This window comes from Amycolatopsis sp. NPDC003731 (assembly GCF_053586895.1).
In genome coordinates this window covers 85,000-100,132 of record NZ_JBSFNC010000004.1, presented here as the reverse complement: position 1 = coordinate 100,132, position 15,133 = coordinate 85,000, and the positions used below count along the sequence as shown (strand labels likewise).

Annotated in this window: 13 protein-coding genes and 1 pseudogene; 10 read left to right on the top strand and 4 right to left on the bottom strand. The window is 72.1% G+C overall.

What is annotated here, in order from left to right; genetic code table 11:
• Positions 1-25: 25 nt before the first annotated feature.
• Both ACWDN5_RS03170 and ACWDN5_RS03165 read left to right on the top strand, forming a co-directional pair.
• Positions 26-880, top strand: coding sequence for a hypothetical protein (locus tag ACWDN5_RS03170; RefSeq protein WP_310968509.1), 855 nt, complete (start codon positions 26-28; stop codon positions 878-880).
• Positions 877-1,518 carry an IclR family transcriptional regulator gene (locus ACWDN5_RS03165; protein ID WP_310968209.1) on the top strand — a complete coding sequence of 214 codons (642 nt, stop codon included), beginning with the start codon at positions 877-879 and terminating at the stop codon, positions 1,516-1,518. Before ACWDN5_RS03170 ends, ACWDN5_RS03165 begins: the two co-directional genes overlap by 4 nt.
• Here ACWDN5_RS03165 and ACWDN5_RS03160 read toward each other — a convergent pair.
• Positions 1,502-2,155 carry a DUF998 domain-containing protein gene (locus ACWDN5_RS03160; protein ID WP_449674121.1) on the bottom strand — a complete coding sequence of 218 codons (654 nt, stop codon included), beginning with the start codon at positions 2,153-2,155 and terminating at the stop codon, positions 1,502-1,504. The two genes, ACWDN5_RS03165 and ACWDN5_RS03160, sit on opposite strands and share 17 nt — an antisense overlap.
• A 56-nt stretch (positions 2,156-2,211) precedes the next feature.
• A complete protein-coding gene (locus tag ACWDN5_RS03155; RefSeq protein ID WP_310968508.1) occupies positions 2,212-2,799 on the bottom strand; it encodes a TMEM165/GDT1 family protein in 588 nt (195 codons plus the stop codon).
• 187 nt (positions 2,800-2,986) lie between these two features.
• Between ACWDN5_RS03155 and ACWDN5_RS03150 the strand changes: the two genes are divergently transcribed.
• From ACWDN5_RS03150 to ACWDN5_RS03125, 6 genes and pseudogenes are all read left to right on the top strand, one after another.
• A complete protein-coding gene (locus ACWDN5_RS03150) occupies positions 2,987-3,946 on the top strand; it encodes a S41 family peptidase (protein WP_449674119.1) in 960 nt (319 codons plus the stop codon).
• Positions 3,947-4,017: 71 nt separating this feature from the next.
• Positions 4,018-5,493, top strand: coding sequence for a cytochrome ubiquinol oxidase subunit I (locus tag ACWDN5_RS03145; protein WP_449674117.1), 1,476 nt, complete (start codon positions 4,018-4,020; stop codon positions 5,491-5,493).
• Positions 5,494-5,851: 358 nt separating this feature from the next.
• Positions 5,852-6,859 carry a cytochrome d ubiquinol oxidase subunit II gene (gene cydB, locus ACWDN5_RS03140; protein WP_310968205.1) on the top strand — a complete coding sequence of 336 codons (1,008 nt, stop codon included), beginning with the start codon at positions 5,852-5,854 and terminating at the stop codon, positions 6,857-6,859.
• Positions 6,856-10,074 (top strand): thiol reductant ABC exporter subunit CydD, encoded by a 3,219-nt coding sequence (gene cydD, locus ACWDN5_RS03135; protein ID WP_449674115.1) that lies wholly within the window; start codon positions 6,856-6,858, stop codon positions 10,072-10,074. The genes cydB and cydD overlap by 4 nt, the downstream gene beginning before the upstream one ends.
• Positions 10,075-10,133: 59 nt before the next feature.
• A pseudogene (locus ACWDN5_RS03130) lies at positions 10,134-10,332 on the top strand (GAF domain-containing sensor histidine kinase); the annotation flags it as partial.
• A gap of 212 nt (positions 10,333-10,544) precedes the next feature.
• Positions 10,545-11,786: a histidine kinase gene (locus tag ACWDN5_RS03125; RefSeq protein WP_449674175.1), complete on the top strand. Its 1,242-nt coding sequence runs from the start codon at positions 10,545-10,547 to the stop codon at positions 11,784-11,786.
• A 193-nt stretch (positions 11,787-11,979) separates the two neighbouring features.
• Here the strand turns inward: ACWDN5_RS03125 and ACWDN5_RS03120 are convergent, their stop codons facing one another.
• Complete coding sequence (locus tag ACWDN5_RS03120) at positions 11,980-12,606, bottom strand: response regulator (RefSeq protein ID WP_043788689.1); 627 nt, start codon at positions 12,604-12,606, stop codon at positions 11,980-11,982.
• A 285-nt stretch (positions 12,607-12,891) separates the two neighbouring features.
• Between ACWDN5_RS03120 and ACWDN5_RS03115 the strand changes: the two genes are divergently transcribed.
• Both ACWDN5_RS03115 and ACWDN5_RS03110 read left to right on the top strand, forming a co-directional pair.
• Complete coding sequence (locus ACWDN5_RS03115) at positions 12,892-13,359, top strand: excalibur calcium-binding domain-containing protein (protein WP_449674113.1); 468 nt, start codon at positions 12,892-12,894, stop codon at positions 13,357-13,359.
• Positions 13,356-14,006, top strand: a complete 651-nt coding sequence (locus ACWDN5_RS03110; protein ID WP_449674111.1) for a class F sortase — start codon at positions 13,356-13,358, stop codon at positions 14,004-14,006. The genes ACWDN5_RS03115 and ACWDN5_RS03110 overlap by 4 nt, the downstream gene beginning before the upstream one ends.
• Here the strand turns inward: ACWDN5_RS03110 and ACWDN5_RS03105 are convergent.
• Positions 13,976-15,130: a helicase-associated domain-containing protein gene (locus ACWDN5_RS03105; protein WP_449674109.1), complete on the bottom strand. Its 1,155-nt coding sequence runs from the start codon at positions 15,128-15,130 to the stop codon at positions 13,976-13,978. The genes ACWDN5_RS03110 and ACWDN5_RS03105 overlap by 31 nt on opposite strands.
• Positions 15,131-15,133: the final 3 nt, after the last annotated feature.

The window sequence follows — 15,133 nt, the reverse complement described above, 5'->3', positions numbered from 1 at the left end:
TAGCGTGTCAGTCGTGTCAAGCGCTGTGGAACTCACGCCCCCCGGCCCCCGTGGAATTCCTCCCCTGTTCGCGAGGCTCGTCGACGACTCGGCGCTGTTCCCTCCGGGCGATGCGGCCATGCCCGAAGCACTCCGTGCGCACTTCGCCAGCCGGGGCTCCGAACACGCCGGTGTCCTGGGGGTTTTCCTCTGCCAGGCGTCGCGGCTGCCCGAGCTCATCACCGAGCTGATCAAGATCAAGCCGAAGCAGCCGCTGCCGCTTTCGCTGATCATCGACACCGGCCTGGGCGGGGTCCCGAAAGCCATCTCGATCGTCGAATCGCGCAGTGAGCTGCTCGCGCTGCGGATGGTCGAGATGCCCGCGCCGTCGGACGTCGACGAGGTGTGGCTCGAGCGCGTCTCGGAGTTCGTCCCCGAGGACGTCATCCGGGTGGTCGAGCCGCGGCGCGGCGTCGGCTGGCTCGACGGCGTCCGGAAGGTGATCGAGCACGGCAGCTGGCCGAAGATCCGCTGCGGCGGGCAGGCGGGCGAGAACTTCCCCAGCGTCGACGAGGTGGCCGACTTCCTCGCCGTCGTCAGCGGGTCCACCGGGGCGTCGTTCAAGGCGACGAACAGCCTGCACCGCGCGGTCCGGCACACCGACCCGGACACCGGGTTCGTGCACCACGGCTTCCTGAACCTGCTCGTGGCCTCCGCGCGCAGCCTCGCCGGCGGCGACGTCCGGGGCGCGCTGGAGTCGACCGACGCCCAGGCGCTGGCCGAGGAGGCCCGTGCGCTGTCCGAGCCGGCCGCGAAGGCCGTGCGGGCGCTCTTCGCGTCCTACGCGGCGGCGTCGTTCGAGGAGCCGGTCGCGGACCTGGGCGAACTCGGCTTGCTGTGACCAGCCGGGAGGGGTCGCTGACGCTGGACCGGGGCTTGGCGCTGCTGCAGGCAGTCGCCGACGCCGGTGGCGACGCGGCGACCATCTCCGAGCTGGCGGTGGCCATCGGGGCCAGCCGCGCGGCCGTCTACCGGCTGCTCGTGCCGCTGTCGGAGCGCGGGCTGGTCTGGCGCGACGGCACCAAGGTCCGGCTCGGTGTCGGGCTGCTCCGGCTGGCGGGGCAGGTGCTGCCGCAGCTGCGGGACGCGGCCGGCCCGGTGCTGCGGGAGCTGGCCGAGAAGGTCGGCGCGACCGCGCACCTGTCGGTCGCGCAGGGGCCGCAAGCGCTTGCGGTGGCCGTCGTCGAGCCGTCCTGGACCAACTTCCACGTCGCCTACCGGGTGGGCAGCCGGCATTCGCTGACCGCCGGCGCGGCCGGCAAGGCGATGAGCCTGCGGCCGGGCGGCGACGGCTGGGTGACGTCGACGGGCGAGCTCGAAGCGGGCGCGTCCGGCGTCGCGGCGCCGGTGCGCGGGGTACCGGGGCTGCGGGCGAGCGTCGGCGTCGTCTCGATGGAGCCGCTGAAGGCGGCCGAAGTGGGCCCGCAGGTCGTCGCGGCCGCCACCCGGCTCGCCGAAATCCTCAAGACGGACGGTTGAGCAGCGGCCGGACCATCGTCAGCAGCAGGGCGACGTCGACGGTGAACAGCAGGCGCTCGAACAGGCCCAGCGTGACGTCCTGCTGGGCCGGGCCGAGGACGAGCGTCAGGACGAACCCGGCGAGCACCACGCCGACGCTGGCGAAACTCGCCGTGGCCAGGCGCCGGATCGTCGTCCGGCGGGGTTCCCACGGGCAGCGCTCGCGGCCCTTGCACGTGAGCACGAACGCGGCCGCGGGCAGCGCGACGAACGCCGTCAGCGCGGCGATGTTGTGGACCTGTCCGGCCAGCGAACGCGCCTGGCCGTCCGGGTCGACGGGGACGAGGCCGCAGACCAGCAGCCCGGCCGACCAGACGCCGAGCAGCACGCAGACGGCGGTGGTGCCCGGGCGGTGGGCCTTCGCGATGCCGGCGAGCAGCGCCACCGAGCCGAGGGACAGTGCCAGGCACATGACGCTGAACAGGGGAGCGGCCGAGGACGTGCCGAGCTTGCCGTAGACGTACTCCGACAGCGTCTGCCAGATCGGGCTGACCTGGCCCGACAGCCGCAGGTGCAGGTCGATCGAGATGGCCACGGCGACGCCGATGCCGCCGAGCGCGACCCGGCCGTGCAGCGGCGAGACGGCATGCGAGTTCACCTGGTGCTCCCCCTTTCGTTCCCGAAAGGTTACCGGGCGAACCTGTGAGGCAGCCGTCAGAAGGCGAGCTGGACCAGCGCGAACGCGGCGAACCCGGCAAAGGCGAACCCGGCGCAGCGCTGGATCAGCTTCGGCTTGATCCGGCTGCGGATCTTCGCGCCGATGAACACGGCGAGCCCGGCGACCACCACGAGCGCGGTGAAGGCGCCGACGCCGACGGCGAACGGGTTGCCGATGCGGGCGGCGAGGCTGGCCGTCGCGAGCTGCGAGGCGTCGCCCCACTCGGCGGCGAAGAGCACGCCGAACGACGTCATCGCCGAGCGCGTGAAGGACGCCGGGGAGGGGCCGGTGCGCGAAGCGTCTTCGCCCGCTTCGTCCGCTTCGCTGAAACCCTCGCGAAGGAGCATGAAAGAGCCGAGGCCGAACATCGCGGCGACGACCAGGGAAAGCACGACGTCCGGTAACAGCGTCAACACGCTGCCGAACGCGACCGCTATGACGCATTGCACGGCGAACGCGGCGCACACCCCGGCGAAAACCGGCCAACCGCGGAAACGGGTGGTCAGCACCAGGGTCGCGACGAGCGTCTTGTCCGGCAGTTCCACGGCGAGGACCAGGCCGAACGCGCTGATCAGCGCCACCATAGCGGCAGTCATGAGTATTCTTTCGCCCCTTTCACTGCAACGATAAAGGGGAGGTCAGGAAAGTCGCAAGCTGATGGTGATCGCGAAATTGCTCGATCGGCGGCCATGAATTTGACATCCAGGGCTGTCGCACAATTTTCTTCGGTGCGCCGAATTTTCGGTTGTGGCCTGCGGTAAGTTCACCGGCATGGGGTCACAGGCGCGTGCTGCGCAGGTCGAAGAGGTCATCCGCCGGGTCGAAGCGCACTACGTCTTCCCGGACGTCGCCGCGAAGCTCGCGAAGGTGCTTCGGGCGCGTCTCGACGAAGGCGCGTACGCGGAGCTGGGCGAAGCGGAATTCGCGACGGCCGTCACAACCGACCTGCAGTCGGTGAACGACGACAAACACCTCCGGCTGCGTCACCACCTCGACCCCGTCGCCGTGGACGGTGCCGCGGAACACGCGTCCGAGCAGTTCCGGCGCGCCGGCGAGCTGGAGAACTTCGGGATCGCGGCGGTGCGGCGGCTCGCGGGCAACGTCGGCTACCTCGACACGACCATGCTCTACCCGATCGACCTCGCCGCGCCGTCGGTCTCGGCGGCGATGACGTTGATCGCCTCGGCCGACGCGCTGCTGCTCGACGTCCGGCACAACCGCGGCGGCGACCCGGAGACCAGCGCGTTCCTGCAGAGCTACCTCGTCGACGAGCGCACCCACTACCTCGACTTCTACGAGCGCGACGGCGACCGCGTCACCCAGATGTGGACGCTGCCGTACGTCCCGGGCCCGAAGTTCGGCGGCACCAAGCCGATCTGGGTGCTCACCGGCCCGGTGACGTTCTCCGGCGGCGAGGACCTCGCCTTCTCGCTGCAGCGGCAGGGCCGCGCGAAGACCGTCGGCGAAACGACGCGAGGCGGCGCGCACCCCTGCGATCGCTACAAAGTGGACACCTACCTGGACGTGACCGTGCCGATCGCCCGCTCGTACGACCCGGAGTCGGGGGAGAACTGGGAGGGCGTCGGCGTGGCGCCGAACATCCCGGTCGAGGCGGACAAGGCGTTCGACACCGCGTACGCGCTGGCGCTGCGGCACGTCCTCGAGCTGGGCGACGAGGGGCCGCGGCGGGTCGTGGGCGAAGAGGCGCGGAAGGCCCTCGACCAGCGGTAGGACGTTGGTCCCGCCGGGAACGGGACCAGTTGATCTGGCCGGGTCAGGCCCCCCGGAGCAGGCTGGACCACGTGGAGGTCCTTGAGCTAGCGCGGTGGCAGTTCGGCATCACCACCGTCTACCACTTCCTGATGGTCCCGCTGACCATCGGGCTGTCGATCCTGGTCGCGGCGATGCAGACCGCTTGGGTCCGCACCGGCGATCCGCGGCACCTGAAGATGACCAAGTTCTGGGGCAAGCTGCTGCTGGTCAACTTCGCCATGGGCGTGGTGACCGGGATCGTGCAGGAGTTCCAGTTCGGGATGAACTGGAGCGCGTACTCCCGCTTCGTCGGCGACGTCTTCGGCGCGCCGCTGGCGATGGAAGGGCTCGTCGCGTTCTTCGTCGAGTCGACGTTCCTCGGCCTGTGGATCTTCGGCTGGGACCGGCTGCCGAAGAAGGTGCACCTGGCGTGCGCGTGGGCGTTCTCGCTGGCCACGATGGCGTCGGCGTACTTCATCCTGGCCGCGAACTCGTGGATGCAGCACCCGGTGGGCGTGACGTTCGAGAACGGCAAGCCGACCATGAACTCGATCTGGGCGGTGCTGACGAACAACACGGCACTGGCCGCGATCCCGCACACCCTGGCCGGCGCGTTCTCGGTGGCGGCGGCGTTCCTGGTGGGCGTCGCGGGCTGGCACCTCTGGCGGCGTCGCGCCAATGAGGACGTCTGGTGCTCGTCGCTGCGCCTCGGCGGCTGGGTCGGCGTGGCGGCGTTCGCGGTCCTGGCGATCACGGGTGACGCGCAGGGCAAGCTGATGTTCGAGCAGCAGCCGATGAAGATGGCGTCGGCGGAAGCCCTGTGCCACACGGAAAAGCCGGCCAGCTTCTCGATCATCGCGATCGGCGACGTCTCGGGCGCGAACTGCGAGGACGTGAAGACGTTCAACGTGCCCGCGCTGCTGTCGTTCCTGGCGCACAACGACTTCTCGACGGAGGTCAAGGGCGTCGAGAACCTGGTGACGGAGTACCAGGCCAAGTACGGCACGAACTACCCGGACGACCCGGCGCTGGGTTCGCTGGCGGGCAAGCCGATCGACTACGTCCCCAACCTCCCGGTGACGTACTGGGGCTTCCGCATGATGATCGGCTTCGGCGCGATCTCGGCGGGTATCGGCCTGCTTGCCCTCTGGCTGACCCGCCGAGGCCGCCTCCCGAGCGGCCGCTGGTTCCCACTTCTGGTCCTCGGCGGCATCGCAACCCCGTTCCTCGGCAACAGCGCGGGCTGGATCTTCACCGAGATGGGCCGTCAGCCGTTCGTGGTGGCCCCCAACCCCACCGGCGTCGACGGCGTGTGGATGTTCACCGCCCAGGCGGTGTCGAGGCTGACGACGGGCGAGGTCTGGACGTCGTTGATCGCCCTGACCACGGTGTACGCGGCCCTCGGCGTGGTGGAGGTCTACCTGATGCGCAAGTACATCCGCGGCGGCGTCGAAGCGGTGATGCCCCCGGAGAAGCCCGAGGATTCCGACAAACCGGGCGAGGACACGCTCGCCTTCGCGTACTGAGGCGGCCGACGATGCCAAATCTTCAGCTCAGCGCCTGTGCGGCAGCGAGCCGACCGAGTACCGGCCGAATCGCCGACCGGAACAACCTGCCGGACACACCCCGCCCCACTCGAGGGCCCGCTTCGTCCGGTTCGACGCAGCTCCCGCGCCTCACGGCCACTCCGGCTGCGCCAAAACCCCAGCTCAGCAGGGGTGCAGCAGCCTCTCACCAACCAAAAGCAGCCCCCGCCCTTCCCGGGGGGCGTCCCCAAACCCAGTGTATCGGCCCGATCACTCTCCAGGGTTACCCACAGCAAATCTGTGGACAACTCGACCCGTTGTGGATAACTCGCGGCGACCGGTCGGTCGGAGGTGCCCGATGACCCTCGCCATCGTCTGGTTTGTCGTCATCGCCTTCTTCTGGCTCGGCTACCTCTTCCTCGAAGGCTTCGACTTCGGCGTCGGCATGCTGCTGCCCGTCCTCGCGAAGGACAACACCGAGCGGCGCGTCATGGTCAACACCATCGGCCCGGTCTGGGACGGCAACGAAGTCTGGCTCATCGTCGCCGGCGGGGCCATGTTCGCCGCCTTCCCCGCCTGGTACGCGGGGCTGTTCTCGGCCGCCTACCTGCCGCTGCTGCTCGTGCTGCTCGCCCTCATCGGCCGCGGCGTCGCCTTCGAGTACCGCGGCAAGGTCGACTCCGACCGCTGGCGCCGCAACTGGGACCGCGTCATCATGATCGGCTCGTGGATCCCGCCGCTCGGCGTCGGCCTCATCCTCGCCACCACCGTCCTCGGCCTGCCCCTCGACGCCGCCGGCAACCGCGCCGGCGGAGCGTTCGCCGCCGTCCGGTGGGACACCCTGCTCGGCGCGCTCGCCATCGCCGCCTTTTCGATCACCCACGGCGCCGCGTTCCTCGCCCTCAAAACCAGCGGTGAACTGCGGGAACGCGCGAAGAACCTGGCCGGCAAACTGCTCCCGGTCGCCATGGTGCCGATGGTCGCGTTCCTCGCGGTCGTCCAGTGGCGCGCCGGCACGTTGTGGACACTGCTCTCGTTCGGGATCAGTGCTCTCGCTGCCGCCGTCGCGTGGCTTCGGCTGCGCGCCGACCGCGACGGGCAGGCGTTCGCCGCGCTCGGCGTCGTCATCGCCGGGGCTGCCGTCACGATGTTCGGCGCGCTGTTCCCCAACGTGCTGCCCTCCACCCTCGACGCCGCCAACACCCTGACCATCGAGGGCGCCGCGTCGAGCCCGTACACGCTGACCGTGATGACCTGGGTCGCCGTCTTCGGCGCCCCGGCGGTGCTGGTCTACCAAGGCTGGACGTACTGGGTGTTCCGCAAGCGCATCGGCACCCAGCACATCCCGGCGGTCCACGCACCATGAACGAACTTCCCGGGCGCGCAACCCTTCTCGCCTCGGAGTCCACAGTGGACTCAGCGCGGCCGGGAAAGGGCCCGCTCGGCGCGCTGCCGGCCCTCGTGCCGGCCGTGCGCCGGGCGCTGGCCCTGGTGGGCTTCCTGTCGTTCGTCAACGCCGCTGCCCTGGTGGCACAGGCATTCCTGCTCGCGGACGTCCTCGCGGCGATCGTCGGAGCAGGATCCGGGGGACGCACCGCCCAGCTGGCCGCGCTGCTCGCGCTCGTCGCGACGCGCGCGCTGACCGGCTGGGCGGTGCGCACGGTCTCCGCCCGCGCCGCCGCGACAGCGCAACGCGAACTCCGCGCCAAGGCCGTCGACCACGCGCTGCGCCTGGGCCCCGAGTGGATCGCCCAGCGCGGCCACGGCGAGCTGACCGCGCTCACCACCCGCGGCCTCGACGCGCTCGACGCCTACTTCCGCGAATACCTCCCCGCCCTGGTCACGGCGGCCGTCGTGCCCCTCGGCGCCGGCGCGGCGATCCTGTTCGCCGACTGGCCATCCGGCGTCATCGTCGCGCTGACCGTGCCGCTGCTGCCGATGTTCGCCATCCTCGTCGGCAAGTACACCGCCGACCGCGTCGCCGGCGCGACCGACGCGACGCACCGGATGTCCGAGCGGCTCCTGGAACTCGTCCGCGTGCTGCCGGTGCTGACCGCGTTCCGCCGGGCCGCGGCCCAGGCCGAGACCGTCCGGCGGCTGTCCGAACGCCACCGCCGCGCGACGCTCAAGACGTTGAAAGTCGCCTTCTCCTCGGCCTTCGTGCTCGAACTGGTCGCGACGCTGTCGGTGGCGCTCGTCGCGGTGGTGATCGGCGTCCGGCTCGCCGGCGGCAGCCTGCCGCTGGCCATCGGGCTCGGCGTGCTGATCCTCGCGCCGGAGTGCTACCAGCCGTTGCGTGCGGTCGGCGCGGCGTTCCACGCCAGCGAGGACGGCATCGAAGCGGTCCGGCGCGTCGCCGACCTGCTGGCCCTCCCCGTGCCGCCGTCGGGGACCGCGATCCCGGAGCGGGGTGAGGTGCGGGTGGCAGCGCTGCGGGTGGCGCGCCGCGGCGGCTTCGCCCCGGACGGCGAGTCGTTCGCCGTCCGCCCCGGCGAGACGGTCTGGCTCCGCGCCCCGAGCGGCGGCGGCAAGTCGACGACGCTCTCGGCCCTGCTCGGCTTCGTCCCGGCGGACGACGGCACCATCACGATCGGCTCGACCGGCCTCGCCGACGCCGACCTCGCGCGCTGGCGTGAGCAGGTCGCGTGGGTGCCGCAGTCGCCGGTGTTCACCGGCGGCACGGTCCGCGAGGAAGCGGGCTCGTCGGACGAGCTGCTCGCCGAACTCGGCCTCAACGGGCTGGCCGACCGGCCGGTTTCCCAGCTGTCGCTGGGTCAGCGTCAACGCGTCGCCGTCGCGCGGGCGCTGAACCGGGTGCGGCACGGCGCCTGGCTGCTGCTGCTCGACGAGCCGACGGCGCACCTCGACGAAGCCAGCGCGCGCCTGGTGCTCGACGCGGTGCAGCGCGCCGTCGACAACGGCGCGGCGGCGATCATCGCGGCCCACGAACGCACCGCGGCTGTCGACCTGCCGTCGGAGGCCACTGCTTCGGCCGAGACGTCCACAGTGGACTCGTCGGACGCGCCGCTGAAGTGGCGCGCGCTCCTCGACGGACGTCTCTTCGGCGGCGCCGCGCTGGGCGCGCTGGCGCTGCTGGCCGGCGTGGCGCTGACGGCGACGTCAGGCTGGCTGATCGCCAAGGCGTCCCAGCAGCCGCCGATCCTGACGTTGACGGTCGCGGTCGTCGGCGTCCGCGCGTTCGGCCTCGGCCGTGCGGGGCTCCGGTACGTCGAACGGCTGGTCACGCACGACGCCGCGTTCCGCATCGCCGGCCGCGTCCGCGTGCGGCTGTGGAACTCGCTGGTCCGTCTCGGGCCGGCGCGGAGCCTGCGCGCGGGCGAGGGGCAACGCCGGCTGGTGGGCGACGTCGACACCGTGCGCGACCTCCTGCCGCGGGTGGTGTCGCCGCCGCTGGTGGTGCTCCTGGTTGCGGCCGGTGCGATCGCCGTGCAGACGTGGGTGCTGCCGGCGGCGGGCCTGACCCTCGCGGCGGCGGTGGCACTCGGGCTGTGCGCCCCATGGGTTGCCCTGCGTGCGGAGCGCCGGGCGACGTCCGCGCTGGCCACCGGCCGACGCGAGGTGGCCACCCGAGTCTTGGTGATCTTCGAAGCGGCGGCCGAGCTGCTCGCGTTCGGCACAGCGGGGAACCACCGCCGCGCCCTCACCGACGCCGACACGCACCTGGTGACGCAAGCGCGTCGCCAGGTGTTCGGCGCGGGCGCGGCGGAGGCGCTGGTGACGCTGGTCTGCGGAGCGGCGACGGTCGTCAGCACGGCGTTCGCCGCGGCGGCGGTCGCGGACGGACGGCTCGACCCGGTCCTGGCGCCGCTGCTGGCGCTGGTGCCGCTCGCGCTGGCGGAGGTCCTGGCGCTGCTCCCGCCGGTCGCGCAGCACTGGGACACGCTGCAACGTGCGCGCCGCCGCCTCGCCGACGTGCCGGAAGCGCCGGTGCTCGCGACACGGGGGCCGGCGGTCTCGTTGCGGGGAGCGGACTTCGGCTGGCCGGGCGGACCGGTGGTGTTGCACGACGTCGACGTCGACCTGGCACCCGGAACGTACGCGGCGGTGGTCGGCCCGAGCGGGGCGGGCAAGTCGACGCTCGTCGCGGCGTTGCTGGGGTTCCTCGAGCCCAGCCGTGGCGCGGTCGAGGTCCCGGATGCGGTGGCCTGGGCCCCGCAGGAGCCGATGCTCGCGGCGACGACGATCGCCGAGAACCTCCGCCTGGCCCGCCCGACGGCGACCGAGGACGAGCTGCGCGCGGCGTTGCAAGCCGCTTCGCTCGACGTCCCGCCGGAGACGGTGCTCGGCAGCGGCGGCACCGGACTGTCCGGCGGCCAGGCCCAGCGGGTGGCGCTGGCGCGGGCGCTGCTCGGGGCGCCGTCGGCGGGGCTGGTGCTGCTGGACGAGCCGACCGCGCACCTGGACGAAGCGACGGCCCGGGTGGTGCGAGCCCACCTGCGGGAGGCCCTGGCCGGCCGCACGGTGGTGCACGTGACGCACGTGGCGGAGGAGGCGGCCGGCGCGGACGTGGTCCTCGAGGTCCGCGACGGCCGCGTCGTGACCAGGGTGCCGGTGCCGTGATCGATTCCCGCGGTGTCCTTGCCGCGCCGTCGCCGCGCCGCGCGATAATGGCGGAACTCATGGATCCGACGCTTGCCGCGCGGGCACTGTCCGCGGCCACAGAGATCACGAGCACCGCCCTGTCCGGCGACGACCCGGGAGCGGTGCTGGACACGGTCGTGGCCAGAGCGGCCGAGCTGGCCGACGCCGACCTGGGCCTGGCCATGGTGAGCACGGAGGACGGCCGGGTCGTGGTCGAGGCCGCCCACTACGCCACACCCCACCCGGCAAGCAGCCCGAGTTCCGGCGGTGCGGGACTGGGTGCCGACGCCGGCCAGCCGCTCGAGGCGCTCGGCGATGTGCACGGCGACTCGGCCCCGCTGCGCAGCGCGGACTCCGGTGCGCCCACTGCACCGGCGGGCGAGGCCGGCTCGGCTCAGCCTCCCGGTGGCCCAGGGCCGGGCACCAACGCAGGCGAGCCGCCAGCAGCGCTGGGCGGCAGTGCGGACTCCGTCGCGGCGCTCGGCGGAGCGACTGCCTCCAGCGCGGCGGCGGACGATGCGCGTCCTGGCGGCCCAGGGCCGGGCACCGACGCAGGCGAGCCGCCGGCAGCGCTGGGCGGCGGCAGTGCGGACTCGGTCGCGGCGCTCGGCGGAGCGTCCGGCTCCAGCGCGGCGGGGGACGATGCGCGTCCTGGCGACCCGGACCAGCTCGTCGGCAGCTCGGACTTCGCCAGCCCGGCGGCCGATGCTCGCTCCCCGCAACCAGGTGCGCTGCCCGGCACAGGGTCCACTGGCGAGTCGCTGCGGGGGTTGGCTCTTCCCGCTGACTCCGCGGCCGGCCAGGTGGCCCGCGGGGGTGAACCCGTGTCCAGCGAAGACTTCACCGTCGATCCTCGCACCGCGCCCTACGTGCCCGCCGAACTCCACGGCTACGGTCCCTTCGCGGCCGCGCCGTTCGGGTCCGGGGGGCGGGTGCTCGGGTCGCTCACCGTCTACCGGAAACGGGGGCGGGAGCCCTTCTCCGCGGGCACCGTCGAGATGCTTGTCGCCTTCGCTGCCCAGGCCGGGGTTGTCCTCGCGCTCGCCGAAGGAGCCAACGCGCGCCATCGCGTTGCCCTCTACGAAGAGCGGGAGCGCATTGCCCGCGAGCTTCACGACGTCATCGTCCAGCGGCTCTACGGTGCCGGGATGCAGCTGGACCGCGTCCGGCGGAACATGCGCAAGCGGTTCGCCCAGGCCGATGGGGCTCGGCTTTCCGATGCCATCGACCAGCTCGACCAGACCATCGAGGAAATCCGCGGCACCGTGCGCGCGCTGCGGTCGCCGGAGCCTCGCCACGACACCGGCACGCCCACCGACCTCGCCGAGTCGGCGCGCGGCGAGGTTCGCATCGCCGGCGAGCTGCTCGGCTACCCGCCGACCCTGGAGCTGTCCGGCGAATTCGCCGACATCCCCGCGGAACGCGCCGACCACATCCGGGCCGCGCTGCGGGAAGCACTGTCCAATGTGGTCCGGCATTCCGGCGCCAGCGAAACCCGCGTGACGCTCACCAGGGACTCCGGCGGCGTCAAACTCCGCGTGCGGGACAACGGTTCCGGTGTTCCCCAAGGCGTGGCCACCCGGGGGCTGCGCCATCTCGCCGAACGCGCGGACGCCGCGGGCGGGAAGTTCTTCCTGAACTCCTCACCCAGCCTCGGCACCCTCGTCGCCTTCGACCTGCCGCTCGACTGACTCATCCTTCTCGGGTCATCCAGCCTCCCTTCCACGCCCTCGACATTGATCTTACCGGTCCATCGAACATATATTCGACTCACGTTCGAGTGAATCTCGGTCGGGAAACGACCTGATCGACATGGCTGACCGTGACGAGGTGCGGGAAAGGTCGCAGCGAACGGCGGATTGCGGACGCGGCAGCTGCGGATGGTTACTTCTCGCGCCGCGCGATCCAGGCCGCCGCCTGCGTCCGGCGCTGCATGCCGAGCTTCGCCAGCACCGACGTGACGTAGTTCTTGACCGTCTTCTCCGCGAGGAACAACCGCTCGGCGATCTCGCGGTTCGACAGGCCCTGGCCGATCAGCTCGAGCACGTCGCGTTCGCGCTCGGTGAGCGTCGCCAGCTCGTCCGTCGGCGGGTGGCGCATCTTGTCCAGCACGCGCGCCGTGCTCACCGGGTCCAGTAGCGACCGCCCGGCCGCCACCTCGCGGACCGCGTTCACGACGTCCTGCCCGCGCACCTGCTTCAGCAGGTACCCCGCCGCGCCGGCCATGATCGCGCCGACCATCGCCTCTTCGTCGTCGAACGCGGTGAGCATCAGGCAGGCCGGCGGGTTCGGCTTCGAGCGCAGCTCGCGGCAGAGCGTGATGCCGTCGCCGTCGCCGAGGCGGACGTCGACCACCGCGACCTCCGGCTCGACGTGCATCGCCACCGCCAGGGCCTCTTCGACGCTGCTCGCCTCGGCGACGACCTCGATGTCGGGCTCGTCGCCGAGGAGGTCGCGGAGCCCGCGGCGGACCAGTTCGTGGTCGTCGACGAGCAGTACCTGGATCGGCATACCCCGAGGCTACGGGGTGTGCGGGCGCCGCGGTGGCGGCCGGTCGGCACCGTCACACGTGAATTACCTCAAAGGTGTGACCGCGCGGCCCGTAACATTCCGGCCGGCAGGCATTCCTGGACGGTGAATCCGCAGGTCAACACCGAAACGCGAAAGAATCACGGAACCCGTCGCTCTTCGTGGAGCGCTGGCATTTCCGGAATTCCGGAAACGTCCGTAACAGCGTCGCCGAGACGGCGATAGTAACCACGCAATCGCCCCAGATTCCGTTCGGAAGGAATTCCGTTGTCCCTGTTTCGTCGTGCCTTGACGACGGCCGCCGCCGTTGCCGGGTTCGCTCTCCTCGGCCCCGTCCCCTTCGCTTCCGCGCAGCTCGCGACCCCGCTCGCCGCCGACAAAGACTGCTCGGACTTCCAGTACCAGGAGGAAGCCCAGGCGGTCCTCGACGCCACGCCGGGCGACCCGAACGGCCTGGACCGCGACAAGAACGGCATCGCCTGCGAAACGCTCCCGCACCGGCCGAAGCAGCCGGCCACCGCAACAACTTCCACGACGAAAAAGACCACCACTCCGCCGAAGAAGGACACCAAAAAGACCGGCGGCCAGGTGAAGGTCAAGCCGGTCGGCGGCGTCGCCACCGGCGGCGGTGAGCCGGACGACGACGTTCCCGGTTTCCTCGTGCTCAGCGGCACGCTGTTCGCCGCGACGGTGTCCGGCGGCATGGTGCTCTACCTGCGCCGGCGCCCGAGTTGAGGCACCCGCGTCTGTGGCCCGCGGTCACCGCGGTCGTCGCCGCGCTCGGCGTCGTCGTGGCCGTGGCCCTCGTCCTCGTCCTGGCGCCGAAGGCACCGCAGGAGATCGCCCCGCCGAGCCCGGCCGCCCCGGACGCGGTGGGCACCGCGAGCCTCGCGCACCCCACGGCAACGACCGCCGACGGCCTCCCCTCGGCGAAACCGGCGTCACTGACCATCCCGGCGATCGGCGTGCGGGCCGGGGAGATCAAGGACCTCGGCCTGACGCCGGACGGCGCGCTGGAAGTCCCGGGCGACGCCACGACCGTCGGCTGGTTCACCGGCGCGCCGTCGCCCGGGGAGACCGGCCCGGCGGTGCTGGCCGCGCACGTCGACTACAAGCACGTGCCCGGCGCGTTCTCCCGCCTGAAGGACCTGCGGCCGGGCGAACAGGCCAGGGTCGGCCGCGCGGACGGCCGGATCGCCGTCTTCACCGTCTACCGCGTCGACCGCTACGCGAAGGCCGCGTTCCCGACCGACGAGGTCTACGGCGACACCCCGGACCCCGAGCTGCGGCTCATCACCTGCGGCGGGGCGTTCGACCGGTCGAGCGGCAACTACCTCGACAACGTCGTGGCCTACGCGAGGCTCACCGCCGTCGAGGCCTGAGCCAGCTCGATCCGCGCCAGCTCGAGCCGCCGGTAGGTGCGCTCGTGGAGGGACCAGACGTCCAGGACGTCACCGTCGAGCTCGGGGTAGGCGACGACGAGGTGCTCGCCGCCGTACGCGATGTCCACCGGCAGCCCGGCTTCGAGCTGCCAGCAGAGCTGTTGCTGCTTCGGCGTGAGCCGGCCGGCGTAGCGGTCGCTCATCGCCCGCGCGAGCTGGCCGCGCAGCAGCGCCGGGCCGGTCACCGGGGCGGCCAGCAACCGCTCGGCGTGGCCGGCGGGATCGGGTGGCTGTTCGCCGGGTTCTGGGTCGCGGACGGCCACCGTCGGCTCGGCCTGGTCGCGGGCGGGCAGCACGATGCTGCCGTCCGCGGCGTGGCGGGTCGGCGCGTAACCCGCTTCGCGCAACGCCTCCAGTGTACGACCGGCGTCCACAGTGGACGTCAACACGGTCGGCGCCACCGCGCGCAGGCCGAGTTTGGCGAGCTTCCGGTGCGCGGCGAGCTCGGCCAGCACGGCGGGCTCGCCGACGACGACGCTCGCGACGTCGATGACCTGCGCCTCGCCGTGCCGCCGCGCGACGTCGTTGACCAGGTACACCAGCGGCTGCGGCAGCTCGCCGGTGGCGACGCCGCGCAGGTCGCCGAGCAGTTCGGCGACCTGAACGCCCAGGTCGAACGCCCGCCGCACGGACGCCGGCGAGAAGCGCCAGCTGGTCGCGGTGCCCTGCGCCTCCCGATCGGCGACGCGGTCGAGCAGCGCGGCGAGCCGGGCGTCGGGTGAGCCGGGCACGATCGCCGTCAGGTCGGTGCCGAACAACGCGGTCGTGCGCGCCCGGGAGACCAGTTCGCCGGTGACTTCGACGAGCCTCTCCGGGGCGAGCAGGGCGCGTCCGGCCGAGGTGACGGCGCCGTGCGCGATGACGCCGAGCAGTTCGCCCTCCCCGAGCGCCTCCCGGACGAGCCCGCCGAAGTCGTCGGTCGGCAGCAGCGGCGCGTGCCACCCGGCCAGCTCGATCAGCGCGTCGACGTCGGTCACGGCGTCGCCGGGCGCGAGCCTGGCCAGCAGCCGCACGAGCAGCCGCCGGACCAGCGCCTCGACGTCGGTCCCGAACTCCGGGGGCACCGG

What these genes read in the sequence shown, in the direction of transcription:
- ACWDN5_RS03120 (WP_043788689.1), bottom strand. Translation starts at nt 12,606, where the DNA reads ATGCCGATCCAGGTACTGCTCGTCGACGACCACGAACTGGTCCGCCGC.
- ACWDN5_RS03155 (WP_310968508.1), bottom strand. Translation starts at nt 2,799, where the DNA reads ATGGTGGCGCTGATCAGCGCGTTCGGCCTGGTCCTCGCCGTGGAACTG.
- ACWDN5_RS03150 (WP_449674119.1), top strand. Translation starts at nt 2,987, where the DNA reads ATGGGGTCACAGGCGCGTGCTGCGCAGGTCGAAGAGGTCATCCGCCGG.
- cydB (WP_310968205.1), top strand. Translation starts at nt 5,852, where the DNA reads ATGACCCTCGCCATCGTCTGGTTTGTCGTCATCGCCTTCTTCTGGCTC.
- cydD (WP_449674115.1), top strand. Translation starts at nt 6,856, where the DNA reads ATGAACGAACTTCCCGGGCGCGCAACCCTTCTCGCCTCGGAGTCCACA.